Annotated in this window: 12 protein-coding genes; 9 read left to right on the forward strand and 3 right to left on the reverse strand. The window is 64.0% G+C overall.

The features are described 5' to 3' along the window. Window positions 1-4: 4 nt before the first annotated feature. Window positions 5-3,037, forward strand: a complete 3,033-nt coding sequence (locus O6P39_RS21160; protein ID WP_275608379.1) for a PilC/PilY family type IV pilus protein — start codon at window positions 5-7, stop codon at window positions 3,035-3,037. A 305-nt stretch (window positions 3,038-3,342) separates the two neighbouring features. Here O6P39_RS21160 and O6P39_RS21165 read toward each other — a convergent pair whose 3' ends face one another. Beyond that, complete coding sequence (locus O6P39_RS21165; RefSeq protein ID WP_275608380.1) at window positions 3,343-4,884, reverse strand: EAL domain-containing protein; 1,542 nt, start codon at window positions 4,882-4,884, stop codon at window positions 3,343-3,345. A 165-nt stretch (window positions 4,885-5,049) separates the two neighbouring features. Here O6P39_RS21165 and O6P39_RS21170 point away from each other — a divergent pair, with 165 nt between their 5' ends. Continuing rightward, window positions 5,050-5,562, forward strand: a complete 513-nt coding sequence (locus tag O6P39_RS21170) for an RDD family protein (protein WP_275608381.1) — start codon at window positions 5,050-5,052, stop codon at window positions 5,560-5,562. A gap of 73 nt (window positions 5,563-5,635) precedes the next feature. Here the strand turns inward: O6P39_RS21170 and lptG are convergent, their stop codons facing one another. Continuing rightward, a complete protein-coding gene (gene lptG / locus O6P39_RS21175; protein WP_275608382.1) occupies window positions 5,636-6,703 on the reverse strand; it encodes an LPS export ABC transporter permease LptG in 1,068 nt (355 codons plus the stop codon). Next, window positions 6,696-7,820, reverse strand: a complete 1,125-nt coding sequence (gene lptF, locus O6P39_RS21180; RefSeq protein ID WP_275608383.1) for an LPS export ABC transporter permease LptF — start codon at window positions 7,818-7,820, stop codon at window positions 6,696-6,698. The genes lptG and lptF overlap by 8 nt, the downstream gene beginning before the upstream one ends. A gap of 201 nt (window positions 7,821-8,021) precedes the next feature. On the opposite strand from lptF, the gene O6P39_RS21185 reads away from it, so the two are divergent. The 7 genes from O6P39_RS21185 to O6P39_RS21215 all read left to right on the forward strand — a co-directional run bounded on the left by O6P39_RS21185 (window position 8,022) and on the right by O6P39_RS21215 (window position 17,684). Continuing rightward, entirely contained in the window at window positions 8,022-9,509 is a 1,488-nt protein-coding gene (locus tag O6P39_RS21185; RefSeq protein ID WP_275608384.1) for a leucyl aminopeptidase, read from the forward strand. A 34-nt stretch (window positions 9,510-9,543) separates the two neighbouring features. Then, window positions 9,544-9,972 (forward strand): DNA polymerase III subunit chi, encoded by a 429-nt coding sequence (locus tag O6P39_RS21190; protein WP_275611998.1) that lies wholly within the window; start codon window positions 9,544-9,546, stop codon window positions 9,970-9,972. A 19-nt stretch (window positions 9,973-9,991) separates the two neighbouring features. After that, window positions 9,992-10,381, forward strand: coding sequence for a DNA polymerase III subunit chi (locus tag O6P39_RS21195; RefSeq protein ID WP_275608385.1), 390 nt, complete (start codon window positions 9,992-9,994; stop codon window positions 10,379-10,381). 191 nt (window positions 10,382-10,572) lie between these two features. Further along, the gene (locus tag O6P39_RS21200) at window positions 10,573-13,422 is read left to right on the forward strand and encodes a valine--tRNA ligase (RefSeq protein ID WP_275608386.1); all 2,850 of its coding nucleotides are present in this window, start codon (window positions 10,573-10,575) and stop codon (window positions 13,420-13,422) included. Window positions 13,423-13,757: 335 nt separating this feature from the next. Further along, a complete protein-coding gene (locus O6P39_RS21205) occupies window positions 13,758-15,413 on the forward strand; it encodes a thiamine pyrophosphate-binding protein (protein ID WP_275608387.1) in 1,656 nt (551 codons plus the stop codon). A gap of 112 nt (window positions 15,414-15,525) precedes the next feature. Further along, the gene (locus O6P39_RS21210; RefSeq protein WP_275608388.1) at window positions 15,526-17,355 is read left to right on the forward strand and encodes an SLC13 family permease; all 1,830 of its coding nucleotides are present in this window, start codon (window positions 15,526-15,528) and stop codon (window positions 17,353-17,355) included. Window positions 17,356-17,387: 32 nt separating this feature from the next. Continuing rightward, complete coding sequence (locus tag O6P39_RS21215) at window positions 17,388-17,684, forward strand: winged helix-turn-helix domain-containing protein (protein ID WP_275608389.1); 297 nt, start codon at window positions 17,388-17,390, stop codon at window positions 17,682-17,684. Window positions 17,685-17,693: the final 9 nt, after the last annotated feature.

Raw genomic sequence — 17,693 nt, forward strand, 5'->3', positions numbered from 1 at the left:
CAAAATGAAATGTCTTGGTTTGCGCTCGCGGCTGCTCGCCTGGGGACTCCTCGTCATAGCCGGAGGAGCCAGTGCGCAGGACACCGACCTGTTCATGACCAATACGGTAAAAGGTCCGCCCCCGAACGTGCTGATCATCCTGGATAACACCGCCAACTGGTCCGCGTCGGCGGTTGGAGGCAGCAAATTCGATATCGAGCGGCAGGCCTTGGCCGCTGTAGTGGCGGGGCTGGACGAAAACGCCTTCAATGTTGGCCTCATGCTCTTTTCCGAAAGCGGAGATGGCAACGCTCAGGTCAGCGGTGGTTATGTGCGCTCAGCGATCCGCCTGATGACGGCTACCAACAAGACTGCCCTGCAGACACTGATCACTGGCCTGGACCAAAATGGCGACAAAGGCAGTGGTGCTGAATATGCCAAATCCATGGACGAGGCGTACCGCTACTTCCAGGGCCTGGATGCCCGCTCCGGCGTCAAGATCAAGACCGATCCGGCAGCCTTTTCCGTCAAACCCACATATGCCAAACCCACTACGGGCCCTTGTGCGTCCAACTACATCATCTTCATCAGCAATGGCGCTCCGGACAATGGTGAAAACACCAAGGCCGGGCAAATGCTCGCAGGCTGGGGCGGCGACACCACCCAGATACCACTGAACCCCAGTGGGCTCCAGGCTAACTATTCCGATGAATTTGCGCGATTCATGAATGGCAAGCAGATCAGGACCTATACCGTCGACGTCGGCCCCCTGACCACCGGGAAAGGGCCGGATAACTCCGCGTTGCTCAGCAGCATGGCCCAGAAGGGCGGTGGCGGTTACAACGCGGTATTCAACGCGGAAGAACTCAAGAACATACTGGACAACACATTCAAGCAGATTCAGGACGTCAACAGCGTATTCGCCTCCACCGCCCTGCCGGTCAGCGTGAACGTGCGTGGCACCTACCTGAATGAGGTCTACATGGGCATATTCAGGCCCGATGCCAATGCCAATCCCCGCTGGGTCGGCAACCTGAAGCTGTACCAACTCGCCAAGAACGCAGCCACAGGTGACCTTTACCTCGCCGACTCCAACTCGCGGCCCGCGCAGAGCCCGACCACCGGCTTCATCGACAGCAAGGCCGTCAGCTTCTGGACCACCGGATCGACCTACTGGAGTTTCAACAAAGACTATACGGCATCGGACAGCCCGGACGGCGACATCGTCGAGAAAGGGGGCGCCGCGCAGCAACAGCGCACCGCCTATCTGACCTCGACGCAGCTCGCGACCCGCAAGCTGTACACCTGTACTACTGGCTGTGCCACCAACACGCAGTTGAGCAACACCCCCTTCGCAACCACCAATACTGCGATCACCGCTGACAGTCTTGGTATTACCAATGATACCGATGGTTCCAAACGCGCAGCCCTGATCAGTTGGGTTCGCGGAGCGGACAATACCCCTGCTGCGGAGCGCAATGCGGCCGAGGTCAGGCCGTCGCTGCATGGTGACGTAGTGCATTCGCGGCCAGCGGTCGTGAACTACAACCGCACAGGCAGCAGTGATACCGACATCGTGGCGTTCTACGGAGCGAACGATGGAGTGTTGCGCGCCGTCAAGGGCGGCAAGACAGTTACCGGTGGTGGCACCGAACTGTGGGGTTTTCTGGCGCCGGAGTTTTTCGGCCAGTTGAAGCGCCTGCGTGACAATTCTCCGTCCATCAATGTGCCTTCCGTGGCCGGTTCGGATCCCAATATCGGCAATAACAAACCCTACGCGGTGGATGGCAACATCAGCATTCTGACCCAGGACGTCAATGGCGATGGGCGCCTGGAGGGAGCCGACAAAGTCTACCTGTACGCCACCATGCGCCGGGGTGGCCGCTTCATCTATGCCCTGGATGTTTCAGATCCGGCGAATCCGAAGTTTCTGTGGAAGCATGGCTGCTTCGTCAACAGTTCGGCGACTCCAGCCACTGTGACCTGCGACAGCGGCTATGAGGAGCTGGGGCAAACCTGGTCGGAAGCCAAGACGGCCAATGTCAACATTGGCGGCACCGTCACGCCCGTTCTCATCATGGGCGCGGGTTATGACCCGGCGGTGGATGATATCGAGCCCGTCGTCGGGACGAATACCATGGGCCGCGGCATCCTAGTGATCAACGCCGTGACGGGGAATGTGATCTGGCAGGCCGGGCCGGCACCCACGGGCGCTGGCAAAAACGTGACCGTCTCGGACATGACCCACAGCATTCCCGCCGACATCTCAGTCATCGATCGTGATCTTGATGGATTGGCCGATCGCCTCTATGCGGTGGATACCGGAGCGAATGTCTGGCGCGTCGACATCGGCGACCAGAATGTCAACAACTGGACGGTCAATCACTTTGCTTCCCTTGGCGGCAGCGGGACGAACGCGCGCAAGTTCCTCTATGGCCCGGACGTGGTGGTCGGCAAGGATAGCAACGGACCTTATGATGCAGTCCTGCTGGGATCCGGCGACCGCGAACATCCTTTCGAGACCGTGGTGGATAACCAGTTCTTCATGCTCAAGGACCGCAACGTCGGCAACAGCGGTGCCGGAGCGTCCACCATCACGCTGGCACAGCTGTATGACGCCACTGCAAACCTCATCCAGTCGTCTGACGCTACCGTACAGGCCGATGCACGTGCGAGTTTGCTGGCGGCCAGCGGCTGGTATTTCAACCTGGCCGATAACGAAAAGGTCGTGGGCAACGCGGCAACGGACGGCGGCAGCGTATTCTTCGCGACCAACCAGCCGAAACCCGTATCCGATCCAAACAGTTGCGCGAACAACCTGGGGACTGCCCGCTTCTATGTCGTGAACTACGAAAATGGCGCTCCGGTGACCAACCTCGATGGCTTGACGGGGAACGATCGTTCCGTCGAAGGTGTCGGTGGCGGCCTGCCGCCCTCACCGACCTCCGTCATCACCGACCTCGGCTCCACAGTCTGCTTCGGTCCTCATTGCATGCAGCCACCCAAGGTCAACCTGGACGCTCGGCAGAAGAAATACTGGTCCAAAGCTATCGACTGAGTCGGTTCAGCCCCCTGGAGCGATAGCTCCAGGGGGTTGTCGATGCCTACTGATTTCCCCTCCCCCAACGAGTACGAACCAATCGGCGGCATGGAACAACGTCCGAGACGTGTTTCATGCATGGCTAGCCCTAGCCCCTACTGCTCTTCGCCTGAAGAGACGTGCTCGGGGCATTCGGATGCTTCACCGCGTAGCCCACCTCAAGCAAGTGCTTCAAGCTATTTCAAGTGCTGATGGCTGCCCCATACAGAAATAGGGCACTTCGGAATATCCAATGGAGCGTTCTCGCCTTTACCCGGACATCGTCAGCTCCGACGCTCACGCATCGCCTGCACAAAAGCATCCAGCGACATCGGCTTACCGAACAAGTACCCCTGCAACACATCCACCCCGCGCTCGGCCAGGTAGCGCCGCTGTTCCTCGGTTTCCACCCCTTCGGCGATGATCATCAGGTCCAGCTTGCCGCATAGCTCGACGATGCTGTCGAGGATGCATACTGAAAGTGCTTCCACGCCGATCATCGCGACGAAACTCTTGTCGATCTTCAGCGCATCCACCTTGAAACGGTGCAGGTACGCCAGACTCGAGTTGCCTGTGCCGAAATCGTCGAGGGCCAACAGAATGCCCAGTGCATCCAGACGGTCGAACAACTGATCGGTGGCGTCATTGGCAGCGATAAGTTCCCGCTCGGTCAGTTCCAGCACCAGGGTCGGCCGGTTCGGCAGGAAATTCGCCTGCAGGCTCAGGCAATCATCGAGCAACCTCGTCTCCGTGCAATGTACGGCGCTGATGTTGAAGCCCAGGTGGAAGTCCTCTCCCAGCAGCTCGCCATGGGGAGCCAATCCCTCCCCAACCTGGCGCATCAGCTCGCGCGTCATTGGCACGATCAGGCCGGAACGTTCGGCCATCGGGATGAACAGGTCCGGTCCAACCATTCCCTCGCGCGGGTGCCGCCAGCGCATCAACACCTCCGCACCGACCCAACGCCCATCGCGCGCATCCACCAATGGCTGCAGGTAGGGGATGAATTCTCCAGCCATCAGCGCCCGCTCGAGTTCCAGGCTCGGAGTTGCGGAACGCCCCCACAACCAGTAGCAGGCCAGCCCGGAGACAGCCCCCAGCGTCAGTAACAAGACGGCCAGCGGTAGCGCCTCCTGGCGAATATGGAGCCACGCAGCGCCTGCGGGAAATCCCCCTATCACTGCATACGGGTAGCGCTCGGAAACAAGGCGTATATGGCCGATCGGCAATGGATCGGGCGTCCCGGCATGCACATGGCCGTCTTCATCCATCCACACCCCACCGACTTGCAACTGCAGGTCGCTGCGTTGATCGACCAGTTGCAGGGTATTGCTCAGATAACGCCCATCAATGGAGGCCAGCGCGCCGTACTCCCCCTCGACCCGGCGCAGGATCAACACCGCGACATGGGGCGTCACCGGGTTGCCCGCCATCAGGCGCAGACGCCCATCCACGTAGTCGGAGCCGTACAACGGCGCTTTGAAGTCACCGAACAGGGAAGTGCAATAGATAGCATCGCCCCGCGTAAGGTTGACCGTGCGCACGAAAGGCACCACCGCCACCTGCTCGCGCAGCACCAAGGTCGAGTCGCTGCAGGGTCTCCCCTTCTGCGAGAGCGCCACCCGGGCAGCCCCCTCGGCATTTCCGAGCATGATATCGAACAGGTGCAGTGCCTCATTGGACGCCGTGCGCGCCTCGGCGGATAGAGTCTGCAGGGCCTGCCAATAGATAATGGAGCTGCCCAGCGCCAGGGGGAGAACCGCCATCGACAGGGCAAACACCAATCGCGGCACCAGCCGGCGTCGAGCATAGTTGCGTAAAGGCATCCTTGTTCCTTGCTATACGACCGTTCGTTTCCAGGGAAACGGTATGAGTGCAGCTTAGAACAGGGCCAACCCGATAAAGGCCGAACCAGGCCAGAAACCGTATAATCCCGCCCCATTCATCCGGGGCAGTGCCCTGCCGATCCACGATTCTTTCCAGAAGGCGCCATGTCCATACCGCAGCTCCAGCCCGCGGGAAACTTCCCGCCCGCCACGCTCATCCGCCGCTTCGCCGCCATGTTCTATGACTTCCTGCTCTGCGTAGCGCTGATGATGGTCGTGACCCTGGTCTATCAGCAGGGCGTCCTGCGGCTCATCTATGGCGGCGAGAAGCTCAAGCAACTGGCCGATCAAGGCGGATTGATCGGCGATCCGTTGCTCTCCAGCCTGCTGTTCATCAGCGTGTTCGCCTTCTTCGCCAAGTTCTGGACCCACAACGGCCAGACCCTCGGCATGCAGGTCTGGGGCATTCGCGTGCAGAACGCCAACGGCTCGCGCATCAGCCTGCTCCAGGCGCTGCTGCGCTTCATCATCTCCATCGGCTCCTGGGCCTGCCTGGGGCTGGGCTTCCTGTGGATGCTCTGGGACAAGGACAAGCGCACCTGGCAGGATCGCTACTCGGAAAGCGTGGTGATCCAGATTCCCAAGGACGTACGCAAGGCGACTCAGGGGCGGCGCTAAGCCCCATTCGCCCATGAAAAAGCCCGCCGATTGGCGGGCTTTTTCGTTTGTAGCGTCCTTTGCAGGAGCGAGATCACCCCGCCCTTCGCAGCAACAGCATGCCGAGGAAGGCGCAGATCGCCGCGGGCACCAGCACCGCCAGCAGCGGCGGGAAGTTGAACACCTGGCTGGATGGACCAAGCAGATCCTGTGCGATACGGAAGCTGAAGCCCACCAGCACGCCGGTGAAGACACGTTGCCCCAGCGTCACGCTGCGCAGCGGGCCGAAGATGAAGGAAATCGCCATCAGCACCAGCGCCGCGGTGACCGCCGGCTGCAGGATCTTGGTCCAGAACGCCAGCCAATAGCGGTTGGCGCTCAGCCCCTGCTCCTGCAGGTAATGGATATAGCTCCACAGCCCACTGATCGACAGGGCCTCAGGCTCCGTAACGACGGTGTTCAGCAGTTGCGGGGTGAGCTGGATGTTCCACACTTCGCTGGGCTTGTTCACCACTTCGCTGCGTTTCTCATCCATGTGCAGAACCGTGGTGGTCACGTTTTCCAGTACCCACTGGTTATTCTGGAAGGTTGCCTGCTTGGCGAAACTGGCGGTCTGCAGACGGCGCGCATCATCGAAGTTGTAGCGGGTCACACCCAGCAGCATCCCGTCCGAGCGCACTACGTTGATCTGGATGAATTCGTGGCCCTGACGGTGCCACAGGCCGTTCCGCGAACTCAGCACCCCGCCGTCGCTCTGGGCCATGGCGCGATCATTCTGGGCCTGGGTCTCGGTGTAGGGCACCACGTATTCGCCGAGCAGGATACCGGCGAACATCAGTACCAGCATCGGCTTCATCACCGCCCAGACGATGCGCTGCAGCGACACGCCAGCGGCACGCATGATGGTCAGCTCGCTGCTGCTGGCCAGGCTGCCGAGGCCCACCAGGCAACCGATCAGCGCAGCCATCGGCAACATATCGTAGGCGCGGCTGGGTGCGGTGAGGAGCACGAACTTGAGCGCATCGACGAGGGTGTAGGTCTCGGTGATCTGCCCCAACTGGTCGACGAAGGCGAACAGCTCGGCCAGACCGAGAATCACCCCGAGCACGGCGAGGATGGAGATGAAAACGGTGATGCCGATGTAACGATCCAACTTACGCATGCTTCGGCTCCCGCCCAGAATTCGCCCGTGCGGCGGCCAGCTTGAGCCTCAGCGGCTCCCAATACAGAAGCAGCAACCCGATCGCCAGGAACAGCCCGTGGATCCACCACAGGCCCAGGGCGAGCGGGATCTTGCCCTTGTCGAGCATGCCCCGACCGGCGATCAGCAGCGCCAGGTAAGCCATGTAGAGCAATACCGCCGGCAGCAGCTTGAGGAAGCGACCCTGACGCGGATTCACCCGCGAGAGCGGCACCGCCAGTATGGTGACCACGAAGACCAGCAGCGGAATGGAAAGGCGCCATTGCAGCTCGGACTTCATGCGTACTTCATCGCTGCCGATCAGCTCGCTGGTGGGAATGGCGTCGCGGTCGTCGATCTCGCTGCTGACTTCCGGCTTGGGCAGCAAGACGCCATAGGTGTCGTACTTGATCGCCCGGTAATCGGCCTGCCCCGGCAGGCCATCGTAGCGATAGCCGTCCTTGAGGATCAGGTAACGGCTGCCGTCGGCATGGATCTGCTGTTCGCCGCTGTTCGCCACCAGCACCGAGGCGCTGCCCGCCTTGCCATTGCGCGGCGGATTCTTGTCGGCAATGAACACGCCGCCCAGTTGCGTGCGTTCATTGGCCAGGGTCTCGGTATAGGTCACCCGCGAGCCGTCGCGCATCGACTGGAAACGTCCCGGCGCCAGGGTGTCGAACTCGGTCATCGCGTCCTGCTTGTTCAGCAGCAGCTGCATCTGCGCGATGCCCTGCGGTGCCGCCCACAGGCTCAGCCAGGCCACGATCAGCGCCACCAGGAGCGCCGGCGCCAGGGTATAGGCCGTCAGCCGCTGCTGGCTCATGCCGGTAGCGGTCAGCACCGTCATCTCGCTGTCCAGGTACAGCCGCCCGTAAGCCAGCAGGATCCCCAGGAACAGCCCTAGCGGCAGGATCAGCTGGAGGAAGCCCGGCAGGCGCGTACCCATGATCATGAACAGCGAGCCCGGATCGAGCATGCCTTGGGCGGCCTGCGCCAGGTACTTGATGAAACGGCCGCTCATGATGATGACCAGTAGCACGGCGCTCACTGCGCTCATGGTGATCAGCACTTCGCGGGACAGATAACGGAAGACAATCAAACCGGACACTCCAGGGTTGTCACGCTCGGGCGGCTACGCTCAAACTAGCCGTCGTGAAGCGTTTGCCGGCCCGCGCGAGCGCGATCCAGCGAAAATAGCCGGCATTATCCTGCGATTCGCCAGGCCTGTCACTGCGCAGTCTGCCTGAGCCTCGCGGACCACCTTGCCATCGTGAGCCTTTTGTCCTGGGGACACCAAGCCATGGAATTCCTTGTAAAAAGCGTACGCCCGGAAACCCTGAAAACCGCCACCCTGGTCATCGCCGTCGGCGAAGGCCGCAAGCTTGGCGCCACCGCAAAGGCCGTTGACGACGTCACCGGCGGCGCCATCGGCACCCTGCTCAAGCGTGGCGATCTGGCGGGCAAGGTCGGGCAAACGCTACTCCTGCAGGATTTACCCAATATTAAGGCCGAGCGCGTGCTGCTGGTCGGCGCCGGCAAGGAACGCGACCTCTCCGACCGCGCCTACCGCAAACTGGTTTCCTCGGTCCTCGCCACCCTGAAGAACCTGGGCGGCGGCGACGCCGTGCTGGCCCTGGGCGATCTCGCTGTGAAAGGCCGCAACGCCCACGGCAAGGCCCGCCTGCAGGTGGAGACCCTGGCCGACGGCACCTACGTCTTCGACCGATTCAAGAGCCAGAAAGCCGAAGCGCCGAAGCTGAAGAAGATCACCCTGCTGGTCGACAAGGCCGATGCCGCCGCCGTCGAGCAGGGCGCCAAGGAAGCCCAGGCCATCGCCAACGGCATGGCCCTGACCCGCGACCTGGGCAACCTGCCGCCGAACCTCTGCCACCCGACCTTCCTCGGCGAGCAGGCCAAGGCACTGGCCAAGGAGCACAAGGGCCTGAAGGTCGAAGTGCTGGACGAGAAGAAACTGCGCGAGCTGGGCATGGGCTCCTTCCTCGCCGTCGCCCAGGGCAGCGACCAGCCGCCGCGCCTGATCGTCCTGCAGTACAACGGTGGCAAGAAGGACGAAGCTCCCCACGTCCTGGTCGGCAAGGGCATCACCTTCGATACTGGCGGCATCAGCCTCAAGCCCGGCCTGGGCATGGACGAGATGAAGTTCGACATGTGCGGCGCCGCTTCCGTGTTCGGTACCTTCCGCGCCGTGCTGGAGCTGCAGCTGCCGATCAACCTGGTGGGCGTGATGGCCTGCGCCGAGAACATGCCCAGCGGCGGCGCTACCCGTCCGGGCGACATCGTCACCACCATGAGCGGCCAGACCGTCGAAATCCTCAACACCGACGCCGAAGGCCGCCTGGTGCTGTGCGACGCGCTGACCTACGTCGAACGCTTCAAGCCCCAGTCGGTGGTGGACATCGCCACCCTCACCGGCGCCTGCATCGTCGCCCTGGGCTCCAACACCTCGGGCCTGATGGGCAACAACGACGCGCTGATCAAGCAGTTGCTGAAAGCCGGTGAAGTCGCCGACGACCGCGCCTGGCAGCTGCCGCTGTTCGACGAATACCAGGAGCAACTGGACAGCCCCTTCGCCGACATCGCCAACATCGGCGGGCCGAAGGCCGGCACCATCACCGCCGGCTGCTTCCTGTCGCGCTTTGCGAAGAAGTACCACTGGGCGCACCTGGACATCGCCGGCACCGCCTGGATCAGCGGCGGCAAGGACAAGGGCGCCACTGGCCGCCCGGTTCCGCTGCTGACCCAGTACCTGCTGGACCGCGTTAAGTAATGGCACAGTGCAACCTGCCAATGGGATCGAACGCATGACCCGGGTGGACTTCTACGTCATCCCCAGCGCCGATCCCGACGCACGCCTGACCATCGCCTGCCGCCTGGCCGAAAAGGCCTGGCGGCAAGGCATGCGCATCTTCGTGCTGTGTGCCGACGAGGCCCAGCGCGAAGCGCTGGATGCACGCTTGTGGAACTTCCGGGGCGAAACCTTCATCCCACACAACGCGGTGGAAGAAGACGCCGACTCGCCGGTGGTGCTCGCCCTGGGTGAGCCGCCGGAGAGCCACCGGGACCTGCTGATCAACCTGACCTTGGCCATTCCCCCCTTCGTCGACCATTTCAACCGGGTCGCCGAACTGGTGATCGAAGAACCGGCGATTCGTCAGGCCGCGCGGGAGAATTTCCGCCGCTACCGCGAGCAGGGCTATCCTTTGCAGGACCATCGCCTGCCGCGCCCTTGAGAACGCATCAGCCAAGACCATGGACAGCCGTAAGCCCCCGCACGACCCCGATCACCTGCTGGAAGACCTGAAATCGATCCAGGAACTGCTGGACGAGCCAGGTGCCGAACCGCCGCTGCTCACCGAATCCTTCGAGCCGGACAACATCCCACTGCTGTCCGACGTCATCGCTCCGGCGCCACGTACGCCGGAGCCGCCCGCTGCCGAGCCTGCCGAGCCTGCCGAGCCTGCCGAGCCGAAAGTCTCGCCCCAGGCCAGCGAACTCAATCGCCTGGACCTGGAGCTGCGCGCCGCCGCCCAGTTGATCCTGCAGGACGTGATCGACGACTTCGCGCCGCAGATCGAAGCCGAGCTGCAGCGCCGTCTGGAAGCGCGGATGCAGCGACTGCTGGCCCAGCGCAAGAGCTGACCGCAGCGCCCCCTTTACTTGTAGGAGCGAGCTTGCTCGCGAACGCTCCTCTGCAAGCTCGCAGTGGTAACGGTTCGCGAGCAAGCTCGCTCCTACAATTGCCTCCCTTGCCGCGCCGGTGGCCGGAAAGCCCCGCCTCCCGTTATACTCAGCGGTTTTCCGTCTAGCCTTATCAGGGTCCCGCCGCGCTCATGGACAAGACCTACCAGCCCCACGCCATCGAATCCCACTGGTACCCCCTGTGGGAGAAAGAGAACTACTTCGCCCCGCAAGGTTCCGGCGAGCCGTACACCATCATGATCCCGCCGCCGAACGTCACCGGCAGCCTGCACATGGGTCACGGCTTCAACAACGCCATCATGGACGCGCTGATCCGCTACCGCCGCATGCAGGGCCGCAACACCCTGTGGCAACCGGGCACCGACCACGCCGGCATCGCCACCCAGATGGTGGTGGAGCGCCAGCTGGCTGCCCAAGGCATCGCCCGTCATGACCTGGGCCGCGAGAAGTTCCTGGAGAAGGTCTGGGAATGGAAGGACCAGTCCGGCGGCACCATCACCCGCCAGATTCGCCGCCTGGGCTCCTCCGTGGACTGGTCGCGCGAGCGCTTCACCATGGACGACGGCCTGTCCAACGCCGTGAAGGAAGCCTTCGTGCGCCTGCACGAGGACGGCCTGATCTACCGCGGCAAGCGCCTGGTCAACTGGGACACCAAGTTCCACACCGCCATTTCCGACCTGGAAGTGGAGAACCACGACGAGAAGGGCCACCTCTGGCACCTGCGCTACCCGCTGGCCGACGGTCACAAGACCGCCGACGGCAAGGACCACCTGGTCGTCGCCACCACCCGTCCGGAAACCCTGCTCGGTGACAGCGCGGTCGCCGTTCATCCGGAAGACGAGCGTTACGCCGCCCTGATCGGCACCTTCGTCGACCTGCCGCTGGTGGGCCGCCGCATCCCGATCATCGCCGACGACTACGTCGACCGCGAGTTCGGCACCGGCTGCGTGAAGATCACCCCGGCCCACGACTTCAACGACTATGAAGTCGGCAAGCGCCACGACCTGCCGCTGATCAACATCTTCGACAAGAACGCCGCCATCCTCGGCACCGCCCAGGTGTTCAAGCTCGACGGCAGCGTCAATGTCGAACTGGACGCCAGCCTGCCCGCCGCCTATGCCGGCATGGACCGCTTCGTCGCGCGCAAGCAGATCGTCGCCGACATCGAAGCCGCCGGCCTGCTCGAGAAGATCGACGACCACGCGCTGAAAGTGCCCAAGGGCGACCGCTCCGGCACCGTCATCGAGCCCTGGCTGACCGACCAGTGGTACGTCTCCACCAAGCCGCTGGCCGAACCCGCCATCGCCGCCGTGGAAGACGGCCGCATCCAGTTCGTGCCCAAGCAGTACGAAAACATGTACTTCAGCTGGATGCGCGATATCCAGGACTGGTGCATCAGCCGTCAGCTGTGGTGGGGCCACCGCATTCCGGCCTGGTACGACGAGGCCGGCAACGTCTACGTCGGCCGCAACGAGGCCGAGGTACGCGCCAAGCACAATCTGGGCGACGCCAACCTGCGCCAGGACGAAGACGTCCTCGACACCTGGTTCAGCTCGGGCCTGTGGACCTTCTCCACCCTCGGCTGGCCGGAACAGACCGAATACCTGAAGACCTTCCACCCCACCGACGTGCTGGTGACCGGCTTCGACATCATCTTCTTCTGGGTTGCGCGCATGATCATGCTGACCATGCACCTGATCAAGAATGGCGATGGCACCGCGCAGATCCCGTTCAAGACCGTCTACGTCCATGGTCTGGTGCGCGACGGCCAGGGCCAGAAGATGTCCAAGTCCAAGGGCAACGTCCTCGACCCGCTGGACATCGTCGATGGCATCACCCTCGACGAGCTGCTGGAGAAACGCACCAGCGGCATGATGCAGCCCAAGCTCGCCGAGAAGATCGCCAAGCAGACCCGCGCCGAGTTCCCCGAAGGTATCGCCAGCTACGGCACCGACGCCCTGCGCTTCACCTTCTGCTCGCTGGCCTCCACCGGCCGCGACATCAAGTTCGACATGGGCCGCGTCGAGGGTTACCGCAACTTCTGCAACAAGCTGTGGAACGCCGCCAACTTCGTCATCGAGAACACCGATGGCAAGGACACCGGCGTGAATGGCGAGCCGGTCGAGCTGTCGTCGGTGGACCGCTGGATCATCTCCGCCCTGCAGCGCACCGAGATCGAAGTCGCGCGCCAGCTGGACGCCTTCCGCTTCGACCTGGCCACCCAGGCCCTCTACGAGTTCATCTGGGACGAGTACTGCGCCTGGTACCTGGAACTGGTCAAGCCGGTCCTGTGGGACGAGAACGCGCCCATCGAACGCCAGCGCGGCACCCGCCGTACCCTGGCGCGCGTGCTGGAAACCGCACTGCGCCTGGCGCACCCGTTCATGCCGTTCATCACCGAGGAAATCTGGCAGCGCATCAAGGGCGCAGCAGCGAAATCCGGTGACACCCTGATGCTGCAACCCTGGCCGGTCGCCGACGAGTCGAAGATCGACGCCGCCGCCGAAGGCGACATCGAGTGGGTCAAGGCCCTGATGCTGGGCATCCGCCAGATCCGTGGCGAGATGAACATCTCCATGGCCAAGCGCATCGACCTGGTGCTGAACAACGCATCGCCCGAAGACCATCGCCGCCTGGCCGACAACGAGCCGCTGCTGATGAAGCTGGCCAAGCTCGAGACCATCCGCGTGCTGGGCGAAGGCGAAGAGCCGCCGATGTCCGCCACCGCGCTGGTCGGCGACCTGCAAGTGCTGGTACCGATGGCCGGCCTGATCGACAAGGCCGCCGAAATGGCCCGCCTGGACAAGGAAATCCAGCGTCTGGAAGGCGAAGTCAAACGCGTCGGCGGCAAGCTCGCCAACGAAGGCTTCGTCGCCAAGGCCCCGGCGGATGTGATCGAGAAGGAACGCGCCAAACTGGCCGAAGCGGAACAGGCCGTAACCAACCTGATCCAGCAGCGCGAGAAGATCGCCAGCCTGTAAGCGTCATCCACAAGGCCCGCAAATGCGGGCCTTGTGCTTTTCCGGGGGAGCAATCCCCCGTACGCGGCGTGCCCTCCTTGTAGGAGCGAGCTTGCTCGCGAACTACCCAACACCAATGCAACCGGGGAACTCTGTTCGCGAGCAAGCTCGCTCCTACATGAAGAGCCCTTCCAGCAGACGCATTACGTCATTCCCCTACGGAATAACCTCACGAAGAATGGTCACTTGGCGCCCGCCGCGCTTTGCGCCGAAGATCGCAACGCCGGGCCGCTCCAGGGGTTCGTCGGCGCTCTTCCAGGAGCGGCCCCGGTATCAGCCCAAGGAGCCCGAAGCCCATGTCCGACCTCCCCGTCCGCAATGGCGGCCAGATCCTCGTCGAAGCCCTGCTGCGCAATGCGGTCGACACCGTCTACTGCATCCCCGGCGAGAGCTACCTGCCGGTGCTCGATGCCCTGCACGACGCCCACTCGATCCGCACCGTCGTCACCCGCCACGAAGGCGCCGCCTCGAACATGGCGGATGCCTACGGCAAGCTCACCGGGCGCCCGGGAATCTGCTTCGTTACCCGTGGACCGGGCGCGACCCATGCGGCCAATGGCGTACACACGGCCAAACAGGATTCGACGCCGATGATTCTCTTCGTCGGCCAGGTGGAAAACGCCTTCAAGGGCCGCGAAGCCTTCCAGGAAGTGGACTACCGGCAGATGTTCGGCGGCCTGGCCAAGTGGGCTACGGAGATCGACGACATCCAGCGCATCCCGGAAGTGGTCGCCCAGGCCTTCGCCGTGGCCCAGTCCGGACGTCCCGGCCCGGTGGTGGTGGCGCTGCCGGAGGAAGTGCTATTCGGCTCAGCACCGGTAGCGGACGTCCCCGCGCCGCGCATTGCACAGGTCGCTCCGCCGCCGGCTGCGCTGGAAGAACTGCGCGGCCTGCTGGCCCGCGCCCGCAAACCGCTGCTGGTGATCGGCGGCACGGGCTGGGACGACGCCGCACGCCATGCCCTGCAGCGTTTCGCCAAGGCCAACGACCTGCCGGTGGTGGCCTCGTTCCGCCGCCAGGACCTCTACGACAACCGCGACGCCCAGTATGTCGGCCAGCTCGGTTTCGGCGCTTCGCCCAAACTCACCGCCCGGGTGCAGGAGTCCGACCTGCTGCTGGTGCTCGGCTCGCGCCTGAGCGAAACGCCCAGCGCCGGCTACACCCTGGTGCAGAGCCCGAATCCCGTTCAGACGCTGATCCACATCCACCCGGACGCCAGCGAACTGGGCCGGGTCTACCAGGCCGATCTCCCCATACAGGCCAGCATGCCAGCCATCGCAGCGGCCCTCGACACCCTTGCGCCCCTGAATGAACGCCCCTGGGCCGACTGGACCGCCGCGGCTCGCGCCGACTACCTCGCCTACTCCACCCCGCCGCAGAACGCCGAGCGTCCGCAAGGCATGGATTTGGCCGAGGTCGTCAGCTACCTCAGCGAGACCCTGCCCGAGGATGCGGCAATCAGCAACGGCGCCGGCAACTACGCCGTCTGGGTGCACCGCTTCTACCGCTATCGCTCCGCGCGCAGCCAGCTCGCGCCCACCAACGGCGCCATGGGTTACGGCTTCCCCGCCGCCATTGCCGCCAAACTGCGTGACCCGCAGCGCAGCGTGGTGTGCTTCGCTGGCGACGGCTGCTTCATGATGTATCCGCAGGAGCTGGCCACCGCCGTGCAGTACGGCGCCGCGCTGATCGTCATCGTGGTCAACAACGGCATGCTCGGTACCATCCGCATGCACCAGGAGCGCGAGTATCCGGGCCGCGTCAGCGCGACCGAGTTGCGCAACCCCGACTTCGTCGCCCTCGCCAAGGCCTTTGGCGCCCACGGCGAACTCGTCGAGCGCACCGAGGACTTCGCCGCCGCCTTCCAGCGCGCCCAGGCCAGCGGCAAGCCGGCGTTGATCGAGCTGCGCACCGATCCCAGACAGATCACGCCCATCGCACGCCTGCCGTAACGCTTCGATTCGCCGCCACGCAGGACCACAGGCTTCGCTAAGCTGCACCGGATCAAGACATTGCGCCCGCCTCGGCGGGCACAATGGCGCCGAATACTCGCTAGGGAAGCGCATGAGTCTGCCACTGATCTGGGTCCTCGCCCTGCTCGCCACCGCTGTCGGGCTGTTCGTCATCAACCGGCCACGGATGGACGTGGTCGCCCTGCTGGTGATGGTCGCCCTGCCCCTCTCCGGCATCCTCAGCGTGCAGGAGTCGCTGGCCGGATTCGCCGATCCCAACGTCATCCTCATCGCCGCACTCTTTGTCATCGGCGAAGGCCTGGTGCGTACCGGCGTGGCCTACCGCATCGGCGAATGGCTGACGCGCCGCGCTGGCGCCAGCGAGACGCGCCTGCTGGTGCTGCTGATGCTGGCCGTGGCCGGACTGGGTTCGGTGATGAGTTCCACCGGCGTGGTCGCCATTTTCATTCCCGTGGTGCTGAGCATCGCTGCGCGTCTGCATGTTTCGCCGCGCCGGCTGATGATGCCGCTGAGCTTCGCCGGGCTGATCAGCGGCATGCTCACCCTGGTCGCCACCGCGCCCAACGTGGTGGTGCACAGCGAGCTGGTGCGCGAAGGCTCGGCCGGGTTCGGCTTCTTCAGCTTCACCCCCTTCGGCCTGGTCATTCTCGCCCTGGGCATCGGCTACATGCTGGTGGCACGGCGCTGGCTGGGCGACGACGATGGCGACGACAAGCAAAGCCTCAAGCGCCGCACCCTGGGCGACCTGATCCGCGATTACCAGCTGGCCGGCCGCGAACGCCGCCTGCGCATCCGCGCCGACTCGCAGCTGGTGGGCGCGAGCCTGGGCGACGTGGAGCTGCGCGCCCGCGCCGGCACCAACGTGGTCGCCATCGAACGCATGGTGCACTTCCGCCTGAAGATTCTCGGCCCCAGCGCCAGCATCGTCCTGCAGGCCGGCGACGTGCTGCTGGTGGACATCTACGGCGAGCGCGGCGACCTGCTGGGCCTGTACCACGAATACGGCCTGGAGCCGCTGAGCCTGCAGGGCGACTACTTCACCGAACGCGCCCACGAAGTGGGCATGGCCGAAGTGACCCTGCCGCCGGAGTCCGCCCTGCAGGGCAAGAGCGTGCTGGAGCTGGGCTTCCGCAGCCAGTATGGGCTCAACGTGGTAGGCCTGCGGCGCAACCGCGAGGCGCTGGTGGAAGGCCTGCTGGAAGCCAAGCTGAAAGTCGGCGACACCCTGCTGGTGATCGGCGCCTGGAAGGACATCCGCCAGTTGCAGGCGCGCGGGCGCGACTTCCTGGTGCTCAGCCTGCCGGCCGAGGTGGACGAGGCCGCCCCCGCCGCCAGCCAGGCGCCCCATGCGCTGTTCAGCCTGGCGATAATGGTGATCCTGATGGTCAGCGGCCTGGTGCCCAACGTCATGGCCGCGCTGATCGCCTGCCTGCTGATGGGCGCCTTCCGCTGCATCGACATGGACAGCGCCTACCGCGCCATCCACTGGCAGAGCCTGCTGCTGATCGTCGGCATGCTGCCCTTCGCCCTCGCCCTGCAGAAGACCGGCGGCATCACCCTGGCGGTCAACGGCCTGGTCGGCGCCCTCGGCGGCGCAGGGCCCTACGCGATCCTCGCCAGCCTGTTCGTGCTCACCGCGTTGATCGGCCTGTTCATCTCCAACACCGCCACCGCAGTGCTCATGGCGCCCGTCGCCATCGCCACCGCCAAAGCCCTCGGCGCTTCGCCCCAGGCCTTCGCGATGATCGTCGCGCTGGCCGCCTCGGCCGCCTTCATGACGCCGATCTCCTCGCCGGTAAACACCCTGGTGCTCGGCCCCGGACGCTACCGCTTCGGAGATTTCGTCAAGGTTGGCGTACCCTTCACGATTCTGGTGATGATCGTCAGCGTTCTGCTGGTACCCTGGCTGCTGCCGCTGTAGTGGACCCACAAGGCCAACAAGGAAACGTCTCGATGGAAGTAAGCAAGACGAAAAGCAGTTTCTACCGCCGCCTCTATGTCGCCTGGCTGATCGACAGCGGCACGGCCACCAGCGTTCCCGCGCTGATGGAGGCCACCGGCATGCCCCGGCGCACCGCCCAGGACACCCTGGCCGCGCTGGCCGACCTGGACATCGACTGCACCTTCGAGCAGCACGACGGCGAGCGCAACAACGCCGGGCACTACCGCATCCGCAACTGGGGCGCCATCGATCCGCGCTGGATCGCCCAGCACCTGGCGCAGATCAAGGGCGTGCTGCAGTACCCCTGAGCCCACCCA

This window comes from Pseudomonas sp. PSE14 (assembly GCF_029203285.1).
Lineage (GTDB): Bacteria > Pseudomonadota > Gammaproteobacteria > Pseudomonadales > Pseudomonadaceae > Pseudomonas.

Bases quoted from the DNA above. Each gene is read 5' to 3' on its own strand.
- O6P39_RS21195 (WP_275608385.1), top strand. From the start codon at position 9,992: ATGGACAGCCGTAAGCCCCCGCACGACCCCGATCACCTGCTGGAAGAC.
- O6P39_RS21215 (WP_275608389.1), top strand. From the start codon at position 17,388: ATGGAAGTAAGCAAGACGAAAAGCAGTTTCTACCGCCGCCTCTATGTC.
- O6P39_RS21185 (WP_275608384.1), top strand. From the start codon at position 8,022: ATGGAATTCCTTGTAAAAAGCGTACGCCCGGAAACCCTGAAAACCGCC.
- O6P39_RS21190 (WP_275611998.1), top strand. From the start codon at position 9,544: ATGACCCGGGTGGACTTCTACGTCATCCCCAGCGCCGATCCCGACGCA.
- O6P39_RS21160 (WP_275608379.1), top strand. From the start codon at position 5: ATGAAATGTCTTGGTTTGCGCTCGCGGCTGCTCGCCTGGGGACTCCTC.
- O6P39_RS21210 (WP_275608388.1), top strand. From the start codon at position 15,526: ATGAGTCTGCCACTGATCTGGGTCCTCGCCCTGCTCGCCACCGCTGTC.
- O6P39_RS21200 (WP_275608386.1), top strand. From the start codon at position 10,573: ATGGACAAGACCTACCAGCCCCACGCCATCGAATCCCACTGGTACCCC.
- O6P39_RS21165 (WP_275608380.1), bottom strand. From the start codon at position 4,884: ATGCCTTTACGCAACTATGCTCGACGCCGGCTGGTGCCGCGATTGGTG.
- O6P39_RS21170 (WP_275608381.1), top strand. From the start codon at position 5,050: ATGTCCATACCGCAGCTCCAGCCCGCGGGAAACTTCCCGCCCGCCACG.
- O6P39_RS21205 (WP_275608387.1), top strand. From the start codon at position 13,758: ATGTCCGACCTCCCCGTCCGCAATGGCGGCCAGATCCTCGTCGAAGCC.
- lptG (WP_275608382.1), bottom strand. From the start codon at position 6,703: ATGCGTAAGTTGGATCGTTACATCGGCATCACCGTTTTCATCTCCATC.